General features: G+C 74.0%; 19 protein-coding genes. 13 read left to right on the forward strand and 6 right to left on the reverse strand.

What is annotated here, in order from left to right:
- Positions 1-11: 11 nt before the first annotated feature.
- Positions 12-674: a hypothetical protein gene (locus AC1WTP_RS09330; protein ID WP_481648809.1), complete on the reverse strand. Its 663-nt coding sequence runs from the start codon at positions 672-674 to the stop codon at positions 12-14.
- 328 nt (positions 675-1,002) lie between these two features.
- Between AC1WTP_RS09330 and AC1WTP_RS09335 the strand changes: the two genes are divergently transcribed.
- Genes AC1WTP_RS09335 through AC1WTP_RS09350 form a run of 4 tightly spaced genes read left to right on the forward strand, consistent with a single transcriptional unit; the run spans position 1,003 to position 3,775 of the window.
- A complete protein-coding gene (locus AC1WTP_RS09335) occupies positions 1,003-1,488 on the forward strand; it encodes a CarD family transcriptional regulator (RefSeq protein ID WP_007073334.1) in 486 nt (161 codons plus the stop codon).
- Positions 1,489-1,544: 56 nt separating this feature from the next.
- Positions 1,545-2,240, forward strand: coding sequence for a 2-C-methyl-D-erythritol 4-phosphate cytidylyltransferase (gene ispD / locus AC1WTP_RS09340; protein WP_481648810.1), 696 nt, complete (start codon positions 1,545-1,547; stop codon positions 2,238-2,240).
- Positions 2,241-2,256: 16 nt separating this feature from the next.
- Positions 2,257-2,739, forward strand: coding sequence for a 2-C-methyl-D-erythritol 2,4-cyclodiphosphate synthase (gene ispF / locus AC1WTP_RS09345; protein ID WP_481648811.1), 483 nt, complete (start codon positions 2,257-2,259; stop codon positions 2,737-2,739).
- A 10-nt stretch (positions 2,740-2,749) separates the two neighbouring features.
- Complete coding sequence (locus AC1WTP_RS09350; protein ID WP_481648812.1) at positions 2,750-3,775, forward strand: tetratricopeptide repeat protein; 1,026 nt, start codon at positions 2,750-2,752, stop codon at positions 3,773-3,775.
- Positions 3,776-4,073: 298 nt separating this feature from the next.
- Here AC1WTP_RS09350 and AC1WTP_RS09355 read toward each other — a convergent pair whose 3' ends face one another.
- Positions 4,074-5,240: a homogentisate 1,2-dioxygenase domain-containing protein gene (locus AC1WTP_RS09355; protein WP_481648813.1), complete on the reverse strand. Its 1,167-nt coding sequence runs from the start codon at positions 5,238-5,240 to the stop codon at positions 4,074-4,076.
- Between the two features lie 95 nt (positions 5,241-5,335).
- Between AC1WTP_RS09355 and AC1WTP_RS09360 the strand changes: the two genes are divergently transcribed.
- The 6 genes from AC1WTP_RS09360 to AC1WTP_RS09385 all read left to right on the forward strand — a co-directional run bounded on the left by AC1WTP_RS09360 (position 5,336) and on the right by AC1WTP_RS09385 (position 10,131).
- A complete protein-coding gene (locus tag AC1WTP_RS09360; protein ID WP_481648814.1) occupies positions 5,336-6,205 on the forward strand; it encodes a hypothetical protein in 870 nt (289 codons plus the stop codon).
- A 151-nt stretch (positions 6,206-6,356) separates the two neighbouring features.
- Positions 6,357-7,556: a fumarylacetoacetase gene (gene fahA, locus AC1WTP_RS09365; protein WP_481648815.1), complete on the forward strand. Its 1,200-nt coding sequence runs from the start codon at positions 6,357-6,359 to the stop codon at positions 7,554-7,556.
- Between the two features lie 178 nt (positions 7,557-7,734).
- A complete protein-coding gene (locus tag AC1WTP_RS09370) occupies positions 7,735-7,935 on the forward strand; it encodes a DUF397 domain-containing protein (protein ID WP_481648816.1) in 201 nt (66 codons plus the stop codon).
- 161 nt (positions 7,936-8,096) lie between these two features.
- A complete protein-coding gene (locus tag AC1WTP_RS09375) occupies positions 8,097-8,579 on the forward strand; it encodes an SRPBCC family protein (protein WP_481648817.1) in 483 nt (160 codons plus the stop codon).
- Between the two features lie 95 nt (positions 8,580-8,674).
- Positions 8,675-9,928 (forward strand): outer membrane protein assembly factor BamB family protein, encoded by a 1,254-nt coding sequence (locus AC1WTP_RS09380; RefSeq protein ID WP_481648818.1) that lies wholly within the window; start codon positions 8,675-8,677, stop codon positions 9,926-9,928.
- 59 nt (positions 9,929-9,987) lie between these two features.
- Positions 9,988-10,131, forward strand: coding sequence for a hypothetical protein (locus AC1WTP_RS09385; RefSeq protein ID WP_481648819.1), 144 nt, complete (start codon positions 9,988-9,990; stop codon positions 10,129-10,131).
- A 61-nt stretch (positions 10,132-10,192) separates the two neighbouring features.
- Here the strand turns inward: AC1WTP_RS09385 and hisC are convergent, their stop codons facing one another.
- From hisC to hppD, 4 genes are read right to left on the reverse strand one after another with little or no spacing between them, the layout of a single operon-like run.
- On the reverse strand, positions 10,193-11,296 hold the full coding sequence (gene hisC, locus AC1WTP_RS09390) for a histidinol-phosphate transaminase (protein ID WP_481648820.1): 1,104 nt from the start codon (positions 11,294-11,296) through the stop codon (positions 10,193-10,195).
- Positions 11,293-12,222 carry an RDD family protein gene (locus AC1WTP_RS09395; protein WP_481648821.1) on the reverse strand — a complete coding sequence of 310 codons (930 nt, stop codon included), beginning with the start codon at positions 12,220-12,222 and terminating at the stop codon, positions 11,293-11,295. The genes hisC and AC1WTP_RS09395 overlap by 4 nt, the downstream gene beginning before the upstream one ends.
- Positions 12,219-13,010, reverse strand: coding sequence for an RDD family protein (locus AC1WTP_RS09400; protein ID WP_481648822.1), 792 nt, complete (start codon positions 13,008-13,010; stop codon positions 12,219-12,221). The genes AC1WTP_RS09395 and AC1WTP_RS09400 overlap by 4 nt, the downstream gene beginning before the upstream one ends.
- A gap of 10 nt (positions 13,011-13,020) precedes the next feature.
- Positions 13,021-14,226 carry a 4-hydroxyphenylpyruvate dioxygenase gene (gene hppD, locus AC1WTP_RS09405; RefSeq protein ID WP_481648823.1) on the reverse strand — a complete coding sequence of 402 codons (1,206 nt, stop codon included), beginning with the start codon at positions 14,224-14,226 and terminating at the stop codon, positions 13,021-13,023.
- Positions 14,227-14,370: 144 nt separating this feature from the next.
- On the opposite strand from hppD, the gene AC1WTP_RS09410 reads away from it, so the two are divergent.
- From AC1WTP_RS09410 to AC1WTP_RS09420, 3 genes are all read left to right on the forward strand, one after another.
- Positions 14,371-14,859 carry an Lrp/AsnC family transcriptional regulator gene (locus AC1WTP_RS09410; RefSeq protein ID WP_481648824.1) on the forward strand — a complete coding sequence of 163 codons (489 nt, stop codon included), beginning with the start codon at positions 14,371-14,373 and terminating at the stop codon, positions 14,857-14,859.
- A gap of 76 nt (positions 14,860-14,935) precedes the next feature.
- Positions 14,936-16,381: an outer membrane protein assembly factor BamB family protein gene (locus AC1WTP_RS09415; protein WP_481648825.1), complete on the forward strand. Its 1,446-nt coding sequence runs from the start codon at positions 14,936-14,938 to the stop codon at positions 16,379-16,381.
- A gap of 67 nt (positions 16,382-16,448) precedes the next feature.
- Positions 16,449-18,116, forward strand: a complete 1,668-nt coding sequence (locus AC1WTP_RS09420) for a fumarate hydratase (protein ID WP_447134106.1) — start codon at positions 16,449-16,451, stop codon at positions 18,114-18,116.
- Positions 18,117-18,189: the final 73 nt, after the last annotated feature.

Below are 18,189 nucleotides of genomic sequence, written 5' to 3' on the forward strand. Positions count from 1 at the left end.
GCCGGGAGCGGTCAGCGGGCGAGGCGGGCCAGGTCGGCCCGGTAGTCCTCGACCGACCGGACCTCGGGCACCACCCGCACCAGCACGCCGGAACGGTCCACCAGGAGCACGCTGGCGGTGCCGGGGCGGGCCGGCAGATGCAGGAACGAGCGCAGCCCGCCGGCCGGGTCGGCGAGCGGGCGGACGCCCGGGGCGGGCGGCGGGGTGCCGGCCAGGCCGCCGGCGACGCTCACCACGGTGACCCCGGCCGGCGCGGCGGCCGCGGCCTCGGCCACCCGGTCCGGGCAGGCACACCCGTCGACCAGGACGATCGCCGCGGGCAGCAGGCCCCGCAGCGGCACCGGTGACTGCCCGGCGTCGACCAGGTCCAGCGCCGGCAGGGAGCGGCCGGTCAGGTCGGCCGGCGTCGGCCGGGGCGCCACGGTCGGCTGGTCGGTGCGGGCCGAGCGGGGCCAGGTCACGACGAACAGCCCGGCGACCGTGGTGAGCACCGCGACCAGCAGGACGAGCAGCGGGAAGGCGAGCGGGGGGTGGGCGCGGCCGGCCCGGCGCAGCTCGCGGCGGATCCGCGCGGCCTCCTCGGCGAGCGCGGAGGCGTCGTCCGGGACGACCACCCGGCCCCACTCCGGGGGCAGGTCGGGCAGCCCGGGGCCCTCGGCGTCAGGCTTGCCCATCGGACCCCCCTGAAACGGCTCGGGAGCGGACAGCGGCTCGTCCCTCCAGCGTCCCGCACCGGGCCTCCTGCCGCTACACCTGGGCGCGCCGGGGCCCAGCGGGATACCATGGGACGAGCGCATAGCCCTTGATCTCGACGTTCGCGTCATCCGTACCGGGACGTCATCCACACCTCACGGAGCGTGTTCAAACCATCGGTTTGACGGCCTGTCAAGCTGAAGAAATACCTCTCACAGGGCCCCTGAGCTGCGCCAACGGTCAGGACAGCGGTGAGACATCGGTGCCTGAGCGTGTTACCCTAGACACAGCGAAAGGGGTTTCGAACCTATGGTTTTCAGTGTCGGCGAGACCGTTGTTTACCCCCACCACGGGGCCGCACTCATCGAGGCAATCGAGACTCGGGTCATCAAGGGCGAGCCTAAGCAGTACCTCGTCCTGAGGGTCGCGCAGGGTGACCTGACGGTCCGGGTACCCGCTGAGAACGCCGAGATCGTGGGTGTGCGCGAGGTGGTCGGCGAAGAGGGCCTGGGCAAGGTCTTCGACGTTCTCCGGGCTCCGCACACCGAGGAGCCGACCAACTGGTCGCGGCGTTACAAGGCGAATCTGGAGAAGCTGGCCTCCGGCAATCCGCTGAAGGTGGCCGAGGTCGTCCGCGACCTGTGGCGCCGGGAGCGGGAGCGGGGTCTTTCCGCGGGCGAGAAGCGCATGCTCGCCAAGGCCCGCGACATTCTCGTCGGCGAGGTCGCGCTGGCCGAGAAGAGCACCAAGGACGAGGCGGAGACGCTGCTCGACAAGGTGCTCACCGAGGCCTAGTCCCCACAGCATCGTCGTACCCGATTCGTAGCGAAGAAACCACCGAGGACCGCGACGTGACCGCGCAGCTCAATCCGCGCGGTGACGTCGCGGTCCTCGTGCCTGCGGCCGGTGCCGGCGTACGCCTCGGTCCCGGCCGGCCCAAGGCACTGCGCCCGCTCGCCGGGGAGCCGCTGCTGGTGCACGCGGTCCGCCGGCTCGCCGCCGCGCCGTCGGTGCACACCATCGTGGTGGCGGCCCCGGCCGCCGAGGTGGACGCCGTCCGCGCGCTGCTCGCTCCGGTCGCCCCGGTGACCGTGGTGCCCGGCGGCGCGGAACGGCAGGCCTCGGTGGCCGCCGCGCTGGCCGCGGTGCCCGCCGGTCCCGAGATCGTCCTCGTGCACGACGCGGCGCGCGCGCTCACCCCGCCCGAGCTGGTGGAATCCGTCGCGACGGCGGTCCGGGCCGGCCACGACGCGGTGATCCCGGTGCTCCCGGTGGTCGACACGGTGAAGGAGGTCGGCGCCGACGAGGTGGTCCTCGGCACCGTCGACCGCTCCGCCCTGCGGGCGGTGCAGACCCCGCAGGGCTTCCGCCGCGCGGTGCTGGCCGCCGCGCACGCCGCCGCCGGCGACCCGCTCACCGACGACGCCGGCCTGGTCGAGAAGCAGGGCGTGCCGGTGCGCTGCGTCCCCGGCTCCGAGTACGCATTGAAGATCACCCGTCCGTTCGACCTGGCGCTGGCCGAGCACCTGCTGGCCACCGGCGGCTGACGCGTACCCTCTTTCCATGATCGTTCCCCGGGTGGCCATCGGCACGGACGTGCACGCCTTCGCGCCCGGCCGGCCGTGCTGGGTGGCCGGCCTGCTCTGGCCCGACCAGGACGGCCTGGCCGGCCACTCGGACGCCGACGTGGTCGCGCACGCCGCCTGCAACGCGCTGCTCTCCGCCGCCGGACTCGGCGACCTCGGGTCGAACTTCGGGGTGGCCGAGCCGGAGTGGGCCGGCGCGTCCGGCGTCGCCCTGCTCACCGAGAGCGCCCGCCGGGTGCGGGCCGCCGGGTTCGCCATCGGCAACGTCTCGGTGCAGGTGGTCGGTAACCGGCCGAAGATCGGGCCGCGCCGTGCCGAGGCCGAGCAGGTGCTCTCCGCGGCGGTCGGCGCGCCGGTCAGCGTCTCCGCCGCCACCACCGACGGCCTCGGCTTCCCCGGCCGCGGCGAGGGGCTCACCGGTATCGCGGTGGCCCTGGTGTACCCGGCGTCGGCCGCCTAGGCTCGCCGCGATGTCCAGCGACGCCGCCTCCGACCAGTCCGCCGCCGACGGCTACCTCCAGCGCGCCCAGCTCCTCGCCGAGCTCGGCCGCTACGACGAGGCCGCCGCGGAGATCGCCTACGCGGTCGCCCTGGAACCGGGCAACCCCGCGGCGCTGACCATGCTCGCCCGGGTGCACCTCGCCGCCGGCCGGCCGGCCGAGGCGCTCACCGCCGCCGACGCCGCGGCGGCCGCCGCCCCGAACGCCGTCCCGCCGCTGGTCGCCCGCGGCCTGGCGCTGGGCGACCTGGAGCGGTACGCCGAGTCGGCGCGGACCGCCGACCAGATCCTGTCGCTGGGCCCGGACGACGCGTACGCCCAGCGGAGCGCGGCGGCGATCCTGGCCGGCTCGCGCAACGGGCAGCCGGCACTGAACGCGGCCTGGCGCGGGGTGGAGCTGGCTCCCGAGGAGCCGCAGGCGCACCTGGTGCTCGGTCTGGTCGCCGCCAACATGCAGCTGTTCGACCTGGCCGAGCGGGCCTACCGGGAGGCGTTGCGGCTGGACCCGCAGCTGGCCGAGGCGCGGCACGACATCGGCGTGCTGCGGCTGGAGCAGCGGCGCTGGAGCGACGCGCTGGAGCACCTGGCCGAGGCGGCCGCGATAAGCCCCGGCCGGGTCGACTCCGGCCGCACGATCTCGGCCGGCGTACGCCGGCTCGTGCTCTACGGGGCTGGCTGGACGATGATCGCCACCGTGGCGATCGCCTGCCTCGCCCCGGGCAGCGAGGGGTTCTCCCGGTTCGCGGCGGTGCTGGCGGCGGCCGGCGGCGGCATCGTCGTCTGGCGCTTCGCCGCCAAGCTGCCCGGCCTGACCCGCACCATCCTGCCCAGCCTGCTCCGCTCCGACCGGATGCTGGCCCTCGCCGTCTACGCGGCCGCCGGCGCGCCCCTGCTGATCCTGCTCTACGCCCTGGTCGGCACCCCGTGGCCGCTGGTCCTCGCCATCGCCACCGCCGCGGCGGCCGTGTTCGCCGTCTTCACCCGCACCCAGGTTTGAACCCCCATGGCCCCGCCGGGTCAGGGGCGGGACGAACGGCGTAGTCGCCGAGGGAGGGCTCCAGTCGGCGAAGGCGGTGCGGACGTCTGCGGTGACGGTCCGCGCGATCTCGTCGTTGCCGTGACCCGCCAGCGTCAGGCGCAGCGTCTCCGCGAGCCGCAGCCGTAGGACGCCGCCCAGTTGGACGGCGGCGACGCGCGGCAGGATGTCGCCGGCGGCCGGTCGTCAGCGCGGCCGGCGTGATCGTGGCCCGGTGGTCAGGCCGCGATCACGCCGGCTGGCGGCTGACGGGTGTGCCTCAGCCGCGGCGCGCCCAGGTCCAGGCGTAGCCGTCGTCCTCGCAGGACCGGCCGGCGTCGCAGAGGTCGAGTGGGCGGAAGGTGTCGACCATGACGGCGAGCTCGTCGAAGTAGTCGACGCCGATCGAGCGTTCGGCCGCGCCGGGCTGGGGGCCGTGGGTGAAGCCGGACGGGTGCAGCGAGATCGAGCCCTGCTCGATGCCGGAGCCGCGCCGGGCCTCGTAGTTGCCGCCGGTGTAGAAGAGCATCTCGTCGGAGTCGACGTTGTGGTGGTTGTAGGGCACCGGGATGGCGTCCGGGTGGTAGTCGACCTTGCGGGGCACGAACGAGCAGATCACGAAGTTCGGGCCCTGGAAGGTCTGGTGCACCGGCGGCGGCTGGTGGATCCGGCCGGTGATCGGCTCGAAGTCGTGGATGGAGAAGGCCCACGGGTACATGTGCCCGTCCCAGCCGACCACGTCGAACGGGTGGTGGGCGTACACATGACGGGTCCAGCCCCGGCGGTGCCGGACCAGCACCTCCGCCTCCTCGCCGTCGACCAGCAGTGGCGCGTCCGGTCCGCGGACGTCCCGCTCGCAGTACGGCGAGTGCTCCAGGAACTGGCCGCGCACCGAGAGGTAGCGCTTCGGCGGACCGATGTGACCGGCCGCCTCGATGGCGAGCAGCCGGGCCGGCTCGTCGCCGGTCGGCACCAGCCGGTGCACCGTCGAGGTGGGGATGATGACGTAGTCGCCGGCCACCGCGTCGAGCACGCCGAACGTGGACTCCACCCGCAGCGCGCCGGACTCCAGATAGAGGCAGTGGTCGCCGGTGGCGTCCCGGAACAGCGGCGACGGCCGGTCGGCCAGCACGTACGCGATCCGGACGTCGTCGTTGGCCAGCAGGTACTGCCGGCCGAGCACCGGGTCGGCGCCGGTGCCGTCGAGCTTGTGGGTGCGCAGGTGGCGGGGCTTGAGCGGCAGGTTGGGCGTGCGGGTGAACGCCGGCGGGGTGAACTCCTCGGCGGCCACGATCGCGGTGGGCGCGTGCCGGTGGTAGAGCAGGGACGAGTCGGAGGAGAAGCCCTCCTGGCCCATCAGCTCCTCGGCGTAGAGGCTGCCGTCGGGCTGGCGGAACTGGGTGTGGCGCTTGCGCGGCACCTCGCCGACGCTGCGGTAGTACGGCATCTCGCCTCCCGGATTCGTCCGTTCACCGGCCGGTCAGCGTCCGATAATCGGACGCTGTTGTCCGTTCCTTGTAGCGTCCCGTACATTCTTGTCTCGTGTCAACGCAGGTGCCCGCGCTCCTCGACGGCCTGGTCGACGACGCCGCAGTCTTCCCGCCCGGCAGCGCGTCGCTGCCCGACGCCGTGGCCGCGCACCGGCGGCACCGCGCCTCCTGGTACGCCGACCTGGTCGGCCCGCTCCTGGTCCCGGCCTCGGCCGTCGCGGCGGGCGAGCTGAGCGGTCTCGTCGATCCGGCCGAGGGCTTCGTGGTCGGGGTGATCGGTGACACCGGGATCGAGGGCCTCCCCTTCGCGCTGTCGTTCCTGGCACCGGACGGCGTGACGGCCCGCCAGGTCGAGGTGGCGGTGGCCAAACGGGGCGAGGACCCACTGCCCGGCCTGACCGACCTGCTGCGGGTCACGGACGAGCTGGCCGGCGTGGACGCCGTCTACGCCGAGCTGCCGCTGACGTTCGGGCTGATGGACGCGCTGGACGCGCTCGCCGCGGCCCGGGCGGACGGGGTGCCGATCGCCGCCAAGTTCCGCACCGGCGGGCTGGCCGCCGAGCTGTTCCCCACCCCGGCCGAGCTGGCCGCGGTGATCTGCGCCTGCCGCGACCGCCAGCTGCCGTTCAAGCTGACCGCCGGGCTGCACCAGGCCGTCCGGCACCTGGACCCGGAGACCGGCTTCACCCACCACGGCTTCGGCAACGTGCTGGCCGCCACCCTCGCCGCGGCCGAGGGCGCCGGTACGAGGACCGTCGCCGAGCTGCTCACCGCCGCCGACCCGCGCCCGCTGGTGCAGTGGACCGAGGCGCGGCTGGACACCGCGCGTCCGCTGTGGATCGGCTACGGATCGTGCAGCATCCTGGAACCACTGACCGATCTGATCCGGCTGGGGCTGGTGAACGGGGGCATCGACGCATGAGCGAGCGTCAGCGAGCGAACGATCGTCGCAGGCCGGTGGTGCCTCATGGCGGCACTGCTCACAGTCCGACCCCCGGCCGAGGCCGTGTCGATGCTGCGGCATCCACCGACGCGGCCGGGACTCGGACCGTTCGGCGCAGCGGAGGGCCGGCATGAGCTGGGTGACGGGTGCCGACGGCTCGCCGTACGGGGTGCACAACCTGCCGTACGGGGTGTTCCGCCACGACGGGCGTGAGCCGCGGATCGGCGTACGCATCGGGGACTTCGTGCTGGACCTGGCCGGCGCGGAGGCGGCCGGCCTGGTGCTGGCCGCCGGGGCGCTCGGCCGGCCCACCCTCAACGAGTTCATGGCGCTCGGACGTCCGCAGTGGACGGCGGTCCGGCAGCGGGTCACCGAGCTGCTCACCGACGCCGCGCACCGGCCGGAGGTGGAGCCGCTGCTGGTCCCGCTGGACGAGGCGCGGATGCAGCTGCCGTTCGAGGTGGCCGACTACGTCGACTTCTACTCCTCGGAACACCACGCGGCCAACGTCGGGCAGATCTTCCGTCCCGGCCAGCCGCCGCTGCTGCCGAACTGGAAGCACCTGCCGATCGGTTACCACGGCCGGGCCGGCACCGTGGTGGTCTCCGGCACCCCGGTGGTCCGCCCCACCGGCCAGCGGGCCAGCGCGCAGGGGCCGGTCACCGGCCCGTGCGTCCGGCTCGACATCGAGGCCGAGGTCGGCTTCGTGGTGGGCGTGCCGAGCCCGCTGGGCAGCCGGGTGGGCGTCGACGACTTCGCCGACCACGTCTTCGGCGTGGTGCTGGTCAACGACTGGTCCGCCCGGGACATCCAGGCCTGGGAGTACCAGCCCCTCGGCCCGTTCCTGGGCAAGTCCTTCGCCACCTCCGTCTCCGCCTGGGTCACCCCGCTGGACGCGCTCGGCGACGCGTTCGTGCCGGCCCCGGACCAGGACCCGCCGGTCGCCGACTACCTGCGCGACGTGCCGCGTCTGGGGCTCGACCTGCGGCTGTCGGTGCGGTGGAACGGCGAACAGGTCAGCGAGCCGCCGTTCGCCACCATGTACTGGACGCCCGCCCAGCAGCTGGCCCACCTGACCGTCAACGGCGCCTCGCTGCGCACCGGCGACCTGTACGCCTCGGGCACCGTCTCCGGCCCGGAGCGGCACCAGGTCGGCTCGTTCCTGGAACTCACCTGGGGCGGCGCGGAGCCGGTGAAGTTCGCCGGTGGCGAGACCCGGACCTTCCTGGAGGACGGGGACACGGTGACCGTCACCGCCACCGCGCCCGGCCCGGACGGCACCACGGTGGCGCTGGGCGAGGTGACCGGGACGATCCTCCCGGCCCGCTGACCGGCCCTCTCGATCTTTCCCGGCCCCGGTCGCACCGAGTGTGCGACCGGGGCCCGTCACTGTCGCGTTGATCGTCCCGGATTCCGTCGCCGTGCCGCGCCGGGCCGGGCCGGCGCCCCCTTCCGGCCCCGGTCCCGGCGCGGCACGGCGTCCCGTCGAGGCAAGGGAGATGACGACGATGAACGAGTTCGCGGGCGCGGTCTGGCGGACCAGCAGCCGCTCCAACGACCAGGGGCTCTGCGTGGAGGTGGCCGACAACCTGGTCGGCGTGGTCGGGGTGCGCGACTCCAAGGACCAGGCCGGGCCGACGCTCGCGGTGAGCCCGCCGGGGTGGACGGCGTTCGTCGAGGCGATTCGGGCCGGCCAGTTCCGGCCCTGACCGGCGGACCGCGGGGTCGGGTGGCCGCGCCGGCCGGGCCGCCGGCGGGGTCGCCGACATCGACCTGATCCGGCCGTCCGGGCCGCGGGTGGTGAAAGTTTCGCCGGGGAGTCCCCGTTCCGCGCTCACCCGGCGTACCGTCGACGCCACGGGAGGTTGGCATGTCGACGGTGGCGGTTACCGAGTTCATCGAGGCGCACGCCGTCGACGTCTGGCGCCTCCTGACCGACCTGCGGCTGCGGACCGCCCGCACCGGCGCCGCCGGTCCGGTCGAGCTGCTCACCTCCGGCGGGTTCGGGCCGGGCACCGCCTGGCGGGAGTCCCGCCGCCAGCCCGACGGCAGCGCGCTGGTCGAGGAGTTCGTGGTGGTCGAGGCGGAGCCGCCCCGCCGGCTCGTGCTCAGCTCGCCCGGCGCCGGGGTCGACTACCGGATCACCTGGACGCTGCGTGAGGTCGAGCGGCGCCGCCGGGGCTGCACCGCGGTCACCGTCGAGCAGGAGGCGGTGCCGACCGCGCCGTACGGCCGGGTGCTCGCGCTGCTCCTCGGCGGGCTGGCCGCCCGGGCGGTCGAGGGGGCGCTGCGGCGGGACCTCGCCGATCTCGCCGCCGCGGCGGCCACCGCCGGCTCGGCCGAGGCCGCCTGACGCCGACCGGGCCGAGTGCTGTGGTCGTCGCCGGCCGGCAACCTGACCAGGCTGCCACCAGCTCCGCTGGGTAGGGTGCCGGGCGGAGGTGCGGCATGGGGTTGGCGAAGGGCCGGCGGCGGATCGTGATCGTGGTCGCGGCGCTGCTCGTCGTCGCCGCGGTCGCCGTGACGGTCTACCGGGTGCTCGCCCCCGCCGAGGTCAGTACGGTCGCCCGAGCCGACTATCCGCCGCCCCCCGGGCCGACCGTGGGGGTGGTCGGCCGGCTGCCCGTCGCCCCGCTGATCGTGGACGGCCGGCTCCGGGTGTACGCCGGCCACCGGCAGGTCTACGCCGACCGCCCGGTCGACGGGCGGCACCGCACCACGCCGTTCTGGTCGTACCGGCGCTGGCCGGCCGAGCTGGACGGGGTGGTGGCGAGCGGGACCACGGTGGTCAGCCGCTGGTCGGACGGGCGGCTGGTGGCGCTGGACGCGCGTACCGGGCGGGTGATCTGGCGCGCCGACGGACCGGAGCCGGTGGGGGAGCACACGGTCCGGCGGACCGGGGCGGCGGTGGTCTGGAACCCGCGTGGCCTGGTGGTGACCCGCGCCGCCGACGGCCGCGAGGTGGTGGTGGCCTCGGGCGACGGCGCGGTACGCGGAGTCGGGCTGACCGACGGCCGGCAGCTGTGGCGGGCCGAGGTCGACCCGAGCTGCCGGGACTTCGTGGGCGCGACCGCCAGCGGCCACCTGGTCACCGTGGACGCCTGCGCCGGGCCCGCCGCGGTCGAGTTCCGGGACGCCGGCACCGGGGCGGTGGCCAGCCGTTGGCGTCCGGCCGGAGCCGGTGAGCGGCTGGTGGTGACGCCGCTCGGCTGCCGGACCGGCCGGTCCGGATGCACCGGGCTGCGTACCGCCGGGCCGGGGGACGGCGGCGGGCGGGGCTGGTTGCTCGGGGCGGGGGAGCCGGTCGCCGCTCCCGAGCTGGACCGGCCGGACGCCGAGCTGGTCGGGGAGCAGGCGGTGGCGGTGGTCGACGGGGTGCTGGTCGGCCGGCCGGCCCGCAGCGGCGCCGAGCTGTGGCGCCGGCCCGACCTCGGGCCGGGCCGGGTGATCGCGGTCGAGCCGCTGCGGGTGCACTTCCTGACCGAGGCGAACGACCTGGTGACGCTGGACTCGGCGACCGGGGTGCAGCTGTCCCGGTTCCCGATGACCGCCGGTGCCGACGGCACCGGCTGGGCGCCCGGCGCGGCGTACGCGGTGGACGGCTGGGTGGCCGTCGAGCGGCTCCGCAGGCCGGTCGACCCGGACGGCGACGACCAGCGCTACTTTCTCACGTCGGAGCCGGTGATCCTCGCCGCGACGTGACCCGCCGAAGCCTCCCGGCTACTCGACAAAACGGACATAAGTTATTTATAGTCCCACTCGTGCGACTGCTGGCTGCCCTGTTGGGCGCGATCCTGATCCTGCTCACCCCGTCGCCGGTCGATGCCGCGGCACCGGCCCGGACGGTCGAGTCGTCCCGGACGGTCGGGGCCGACATCACGGTGCCGGAGAGCGGCAGCCGGTGACGGCCGGCCGGGACGTCCGGTCCGGTCCGCGGGGGGATGGCGGACCGGACCGGCCCCGGGCTCAGGCCAGCGCCGACTCCGCGGCGGCGAGGAAGGCGTCGTTCTCGGCCGGGGTGCCGATGGTCACCCGGACCCCGTCGCCGGGGAACGGCCGGACGATCACCCCGCGCGCCTCACACGCCTTGCCGAAGTCCACCGCCCGGTCGCCCAGCGGCAGCCAGACGAAGTTCGCCTGGCTGGTCGGGACGTCCGGGACGAGCTTGCGCAGCGCCTGGGTGACCCGGTCCCGCTCGGCCACCACCAGGGCGCACCGCCGCTCCACCTCGGCGGCCTGGGCCAGCGCGGCGAGCGCGCCGGCCTGCGCGGCCATGCTGGTGGAGAAGGGGGTGACCACCTTGCGCACCGCAGCCGCCACCTCGGGCTGGGCGACCAACCAGCCGATCCGCAGGCCGGCCAGACCCCACGCCTTGGACAGCGTGCGCAGCACCGCCACGTTCGGCCGGTCGAGGTAGCTCAGCCCGTCCGGCACCTCGGGGTCGGTGACGAACTCCCGGTACGCCTCGTCGATCACCACCAGCACGTCGTCCGGGACCGCGTCGAGGAACCGGTCCAGCTCCGCCCGGCGGACCGCGGTGCCGGTCGGGTTGTTCGGGTTGCAGACCAGGATCATCCGGGTCCGGTCGGTCACCGCCGCCGCCATCGCCGCCAGGTCGTGCCCGTGCCCGGCGTCGTTGGGCACCCGCACGCTGGTCGCGCCGCTGGTCGCCGCGATGATCGGGTACGCCTCGAACGAGCGCCACGCGTAGAGCAGCTCGTCGCCGGGCAGGCAGGTGGCCCGGACCAGGTGCTCGGCCAGCGCCACCGAACCGCAGCCGGTGGCGATCCGGTCGGCGGCCACGCCGTACCGCTCGGCCAGTGCCTCACGCAGCGCGACCACGCCCATGTCCGGGTAGCGGTGCACCCCGGCGGCGGCCTCCGTGACCGCCTCCACCACGCCGGGCAGCGGCCCGTACGGCACCTCGTTGCTGGCCAGCTTGATCGCCTCGGGCAGCCCCAGCTCGCGGGCCAGGTCGGCCGGGCTGCGGCCGGGTACGTAGTTGGGCAGCGCGTCCAGGTCGGCGCGGGTCAGTCGCACCGCCGGCTGGCGGCGTCCGGTGTCGGTCATGGGGTGTCTCCCGGGGGTGTGGTGCGGTCGTTCGGGGTGGGGCGGGGGGCGTGGGGCACCTGGACCACCACGGTCTGGGCGCGCTTGTCGTGCAGCGCCTGACGCAGCGGGTGGTCGAAGAGCGGGGAGAGCGCGTCGACGAGCTGGAGCAGCAGACCGAGGCCGCAGCAGTACCAGAGCAGGGTGGGCAGGCCCAGGGTGTTCCACCGGCGCAGCGCCCGGCCGAAGCCGAGCGGCTCGTCGCCGGCCAGCGGCACCACCTTGACGCCCATCACCCGCTTGCCGAAGGTCTGCCCGCCGGAGGCCGTCGTCGGCACCTCGTAGGCGAGCCAGAGCGCGGTGGCGATCAGCAGGATGACGATCTGCAACCCGCCCGCCTGCTCGCTGGGCTGGGGCAGTCCCTCGGTCGAGGTGTCGCCGGCCACCGCCCGCCGGAACACCTCCCGCCAGTACGGGGTGACCTCCTCGATCAGCCGCCAGACGAACCAGCCGTTCACCACCGCGTTCAGCGCGAACACGATGCCGAAGTCGATCAGCCGGGCGACCAGCCGCGAGCCGAAGCCGGCCAGCGGCAGCCCGTGCGGGCGCGGCTCGGGCGGCCGGCCGGGCCAGTGTCCCGGTCCCCAGCCCGGCGGCAGGCCGGCGCCGGGGTAGGCCTGCCCTGGGTGTCCCGGCCCGGGATGCGGCACGCCGGACGGCGTGCCCGGCGCCGAGACCGGCGCACCCGGCGCGCTGACCGGCGCACCCGGCGCGCTGACCGGGGCGGCCGGGATGGGCGGCGCGGCGGGAGCCGGCTCGGCCGGCGGCGGACCCTCGGGGACCGCAGCGTCGACAGGGATCGGCGCGCCGATCCACCCCTCCCCGTCCCAGTACCGCCGGGTCTCGGGGTCGGCGGGGTCGACGTACCAGCCGGGTTCGACGCTCACGGAGCAACCTTAACGACGACGGTGCCGGCGAACTTGTCGTGTAGGCACTGCTGCCAGGGCTTGTCCCACAGCTGCCAGAGCCCGTCGAGGTAGCTGAAGCCGAGAAGCACCAGACCGACGACGTTCTGCACCAGGAACCGCCGGACGGCGATCCGGCGGTCGAGGGTACGGGCCGGATCCAGCGGCACCACCCGTAGCTTCATGACCTTCTTGCCGTAGGTCTGGCCGGTCCGGAACATCATCTCGACGTGGTAGACGTAGGCCACGACGAACGAGATCGCGATGATCGCGAGTTCCATCCAGAGGAACGGCAGCAGGAGGTCCTTGACGACATCCGGCTGCGGCACGCTGCCGTCGGGTTCGATCCGGACGAGGTCGGGCATGACGACCGCGAAGAAGATGATCAACGCCGGCACGGCGAGCACCAGGCCGACCACGTAGAAGACCGCGGTGTCGATCAGCATGGCCAGCAGGCGGTCGCTGAAGCTGGCGAGCGGCTGACCCGCCGGGGTGAGCGTCGGCGGCGGCCCGGCGTGACCCGGCGCTTGCACCCAGCCCGGCGGCGGCGCCCAGCCCGGCGGTGGCGCCCAGCCCGGCGGTGGCGCCCAGCCCGGCGGTGGCGCCCAGCCTGGCGGCGGCGCCCAGCCCGGCGGCGGGTGTCCCGGCGGGGCGAACTGCGGCGGCGCCGGGTACCCCTGACTGGCGGGACCGGCGGGCGGCGCGAAGCCGCCGGCGGGGGGCACGGGCCCACCCGCCGGCGGCATCGGGTACGTCGGAGGCTGCGTCACGCCGACAGTGTTACAGGTTGCCGCGCTTCTCCTGCTCCCGCTCGATGGCCTCGAAGAGCGCCTTGAAGTTGCCCTTGCCGAAGCCGAGCGAGCCGTGCCGCTCGATCAGCTCGAAGAAGACGGTCGGGCGGTCCTGCACCGGCTTGGTGAAGATCTGCAGCAGGTAGCCGTCCTCGTCCCGGTCGACCAGGATCTTGCGGGCCTTCAGCTGCTCGATCGGCACCCGCACCTCGCCGATCCGGGCGCGCAGCTCCGGGTCGTCGTAGTAGGAGTCCGGGGTGTCCAGGAACTCCACGCCGGCCGCCCGCATCGCGTCGACGCTGGCCAGGATGTCGTTGGTGGCCACCGCGATGTGCTGGGCGCCCGGGCCCTGGTAGAACTCGAGGTACTCGTCGATCTGCGACTTCTTGCGGGCGACGGCCGGCTCGTTCAGCGGGAACTTCACCTTGCGGGTGCCGTTGGCGACCACCTTGCTCATCAGCGCCGAGTAGTCGGTGGCGATGTCGTCGCCGACGAACTCCGCCATGTTGGTGAAGCCCATGACGCGCTTGTAGAACTCCACCCACTCGTCCATCCGGCCGAGCTCGACGTTGCCGACCACGTGGTCGACCGCCTGGAAGAAGCGCTTCGGCTGGAGGCCGGCCTCGATCATCGGCCGCCGGTCCACGATCGGCCCGCGGGCCACGAAGCCGGGCAGGAACGGGCCGCGGTAGCGGGACCGGTCGACCAGGGTGTGCCGGGTGTCGCCGTAGCTGGCGATGGCGGCCAGCCGGACGGTGCCGTGCTCGTCGCTGACGTCGTGCGGCTCGACCAGGCCGGTGGCGCCCTGCGCGGTGGCGTGCGCGTACGCGGCGTCGACGTCCGGCACCTCCAGCGCGATGTCCGAGACACCGTCGCTGTGCCGGGCGACGTGCTCGGCGCCCTCGGCGTCCGGACGGACCGCGCCGGTCAGCACGAACCGGGCCGAGCCGCTGGTCAGCACGTACTGGGCGTGGTCCCGGTAGCCCTGCTCCGGGCCGCGGTACGCCACGCAGGTCATGCCGAACGCGGTGGAGTAGTAGTGCGCGGCCTGCTTGGCGTTGCCCACCAGGAAGTGCACGTGGTCCAGGCCCTTGACCGGGAACGGGTCGCGGCTGATGTCGTGGTCGACGGCGCCGACGAGCGCGTCGACGTCGACCTCTTCGGTCGGGGCGGGTCGGTCGATCGCCTGGGTCATGGTGGCCTCCCTTGCGTACCGGCCGGCCTCGTGGGCCGTCGCCGTACTGATGGTTCCTCCGCCGAGCATCGCGGTGGCCGGCGTCACTGGGCAACTGGCGACGGGAACGCTGGTCAGGTTGCGCATTCAGTAGGGTGCTAACCCATGAATGATGGTCAGGGTGTACAGCTAGATGAACTGGACGCCAGGTTGATCGAGTTGTTCGCCGAGGAGCCCCGGATCGGGGTGCTGGAGTGCTCCCGGCGGCTCGGCGTGGCCCGCGGCACCGTCCAGGCCCGGCTGGACAAGCTGGTCGAGCGCGGGGTGATCGGCGGGTTCGGGCCGGACATCTCACCGGCCGCCATCGGGTTCGCGGTGACCAGCTTCGTCACCCTGGAGATCAGCCAGCGGCACGGGCACGACCCGGTCGCCGCGCACCTGGCCGCGATCCCCGAGGTGCTGGAGGCGCACACCATCACCGGGTCCAGCGACCTGCTCTGCCGGATCGTGGCCCGCTCGAACACCGACCTCCAGCGGGTGATCGACCAGATCGTCTCCTACGAGGGCATCACCCGCGCCTCGACGATCATCGCCCTGGCCGAGCAGATCCCCTACCGGACCCTGCCGCTGGTCCGCTCCGCCGCCCGCCGCTGACCGGTCGGTCGAGAAAGCCCGGCGACACGCGGCGCGGGGACCCGGGAGTTCCGTGATCGTGGCTACCGTGTCCGGTGTGGCGAAGGGGAGCGGCCTCGGCGTGCGCGGCGGGTTGCTGCTCGCGTTGATCGCGGTCGTGGTCCTCGCCGCGACCGGGGTGTGGAACCCGTTCCCCGGATTGTGGGACTGGGTCGACCGGAGCGAGCCGATCGCCGAGCCGGACGTGGTCTGGCAGCAGCGGATCGGCGGTACCCCGCGCAGCGTCACCTTCGCCGGCGACACCGTGGTGGTCGAGCAGCGCACCCGGGTCGAGGCCCGCGCGCTGGCCACCGGCGCGCAGCTGTGGGAGCGCAAGGCGGACTGGTCGGCGGTGGCCGGCGGCGACCGGGACGCCGTCGTCGTCGTGGGCAAGCTGCTGGTCAAGGGGTACGAGGTGCTCGACCCGGTCACCGGGGCCACCCGCCGGCGCGACGACGACGCGGTGGCGGTGTGGACGTACCGCAACCTGTTGCTGGACGCGCACTGTGCAGACGCCACCGACTGCACGCTGAGCGCCTGGGACCCGCGCGGCACCACCCCGCTCTGGACGGCCTTCATGCCCGGGGTGCGCAGCGGGCTGCTCGGGGACAATCCCGGTCTGCTCGGCACCCGCCGGCTGGACGCGGTGCGGATCGACGAGGAGGTGGCCGGGCCGGAGCCGGTGCCGCCGCTGCTCGGCTTCCCGGTGGACGGCCGGGTGCACGTGGTGGACACCGCCACCGGCCGGGTGCTGCAGAATGTCGAACCCGGCCGGGACGAGCGGCTCTCCGTGGTCGGCGGCCGGCTGCTGCGGATCACCGCCCGGTCGCAGGACGGCAGCTGCTACTTCGCCATCTCCGGCCGGGACCCGGCGACCGGCCAGGAGACCTGGCACCGCTCCGGGATCAACCTGCGCACCGCCGACAGCGCCGGCTGCGCGCAGCGGGAGGATCCACAGGGGGCGCGGAACGTGCTGATCGGGGTGGCCCCGGACGGCCGGGAGGCGGTCCTCGACGGGTACGACGGTCGGCTGCTCTGGGTCGGCGCCGGGGGCGAGAAGCTGCTCGCCGTCGACGACCGCTACGCGCTGGCCCGGACGGCCGACAAGGGCGCGGTGGTCGCCCGCGAGCTGGCCGGCGGCAAGGTGCAGTGGCGGCGGTCGGCCGGCGCGAAGGCCGGTGCCGCGCTCACCCCGTACGCGGCGCTGGTCGCCGACGAGAAGCCGTCCCGGCTGGTCGCCCTCGACCCGCGGACCGGGCGGGAACTGGCCGTCCTACGGACCGCCGCGAACGCGCTGGCGGTCGGCCCGAACGGCATGATCGTCGGCGAGGGACGGGAGATCGCATACGTGCGCTTCAGCGGCGCGGCGGGGGCACCGCCGCCGACCCGGGACGGCGGCATCCCCGGCCCGGGCAGCACCGGTCAGGTGGGCCCGGAGCCGGCCGACAGCTGCGGCCCGAAGCGGGAACTCTGCCCGGACCCGGACCGCGGCAAGGACGGGTGAGAGCGGCGTCCCAGCACCTACCCGGCGGGTGGGACCGATCGACCGCTCTGCCCTAGGCTTGCCGGTCATGAGCAGTGCCGCCGCGTTCTCGTACGCTCCCTTGCTGCCGACCGGTCCGGACCAGACGGAGTACCGCCTGGTCACCGACGAGGGCGTCGACGTCGTCAACGGCCCGGGGGGCCGCCGGTTCCTCACCGTGGAGCCGGCCGCGCTCACCGCGCTGACCGCCGAGGCGATGCACGACATCGCGCACTTCCTGCGCCCCGCGCACCTGGCCCAGCTGCGCTCGATCATCGACGACCCGGCGGCCTCGCCGAACGACCGGTTCGTCGCGCTCGACCTGCTGCGCAACGCCAACATCGCCGCCGGCGGGGTGCTGCCGATGTGCCAGGACACCGGCACCGCGATCGTGATGGGCAAGCGCGGGCGGCACGTGCTCACCGACGGCAGCGACGCCGAGGCGATCTCCCGCGGTGTCTGGCAGGCGTACACCCGGCTGAACCTGCGCTACTCGCAGCTCGCCCCGCTGACCATGTGGGAGGAGCGCAACACCGGCAGCAACCTGCCGGCGCAGGTGGAGCTCTACGCCGAGGACCCGGACGGCCACCCGGACGCGTACAAGTTCCTCTTCATGGCCAAGGGGGGCGGCTCGGCCAACAAGTCGTACCTCTACCAGGAGACCAAGGCGCTGTTGAACCCCACGCGGATGATGCAGTTCCTGGAGGAGAAGCTGCGGCTGATCGGCACCTCCGCCTGCCCGCCGTACCACCTGGCCATCGTGATCGGCGGCACCTCCGCCGAGTACGCGCTGAAGACCGCCAAGTACGCCAGCGCCAAGTACCTCGACGCGCTGCCCACCTCCGGCTCGATGACCGCGCACGGCTTCCGGGACCTGGAGCTGGAGGCCGAGGTGCTGGAGCTGACCCGCAACTTCGGCATCGGCGCGCAGTTCGGCGGCCGCTACTTCTGCCACGACGTGCGGGTGGTCCGGCTGCCCCGGCACGGCGCGTCCTGCCCGGTGGCGATCGCCGTCTCCTGCTCCGCCGACCGCCAGGCGGTTGCCAAGATCACCCCGTCGGGCGTGTGGCTGGAGCGGCTCGAGACCGACCCGGCGCGCTTCCTGCCCGACGTCACCGAGGCGCAACTGGACGCGACCGAGGTGGTCCGGGTCGACCTCAACCGGCCGATGGACGAGATCCGCGCCGAGCTGTCCAAGTACCCGGTGAAGACCCGGCTCTCGCTGACCGGCCCGCTGGTGGTGGCCCGGGACATCGCGCACGCCAAGATCGCCGAGCGGCTGGACGCCGGTGAGCCGATGCCGCAGTACCTGCGGGACCACGCCGTCTACTACGCCGGCCCGGCCAAGACCCCGGAGGGCTACGCCTCCGGCTCGTTCGGCCCGACCACGGCCGGGCGGATGGACGCCTACGTGGAGAAGTTCCAGGCCGCCGGCGGCTCCCAGGTGATGCTGGCCAAGGGGAACCGGTCGGCCCAGGTGACCCGCTCCTGCCAGCAGCACGGCGGCTTCTACCTCGGCTCGATCGGCGGCCCGGCCGCCCGGCTGGCCCAGGACTGCATCAAGCACGTCGAGGTCCTGGAGTACCCGGAGCTCGGCATGGAGGCGGTCTGGAAGATCGAGGTCGAGGACTTCCCGGCCTTCATCGTGGTCGACGACAAGGGCAACGACTTCTTCGCCGAGGTCACCAAGCCGGTGCTGACGGTCGGCCGCCGCTAGACGAGTAGTTCCGATGTCAGGGGTCGATGTCTGGGTATGAAGAGAGGGCATCCAGGATCATGTTGTGACGCAA

The sequence above is a fragment of the Micromonospora sp. R311 genome, from assembly GCF_056780015.1.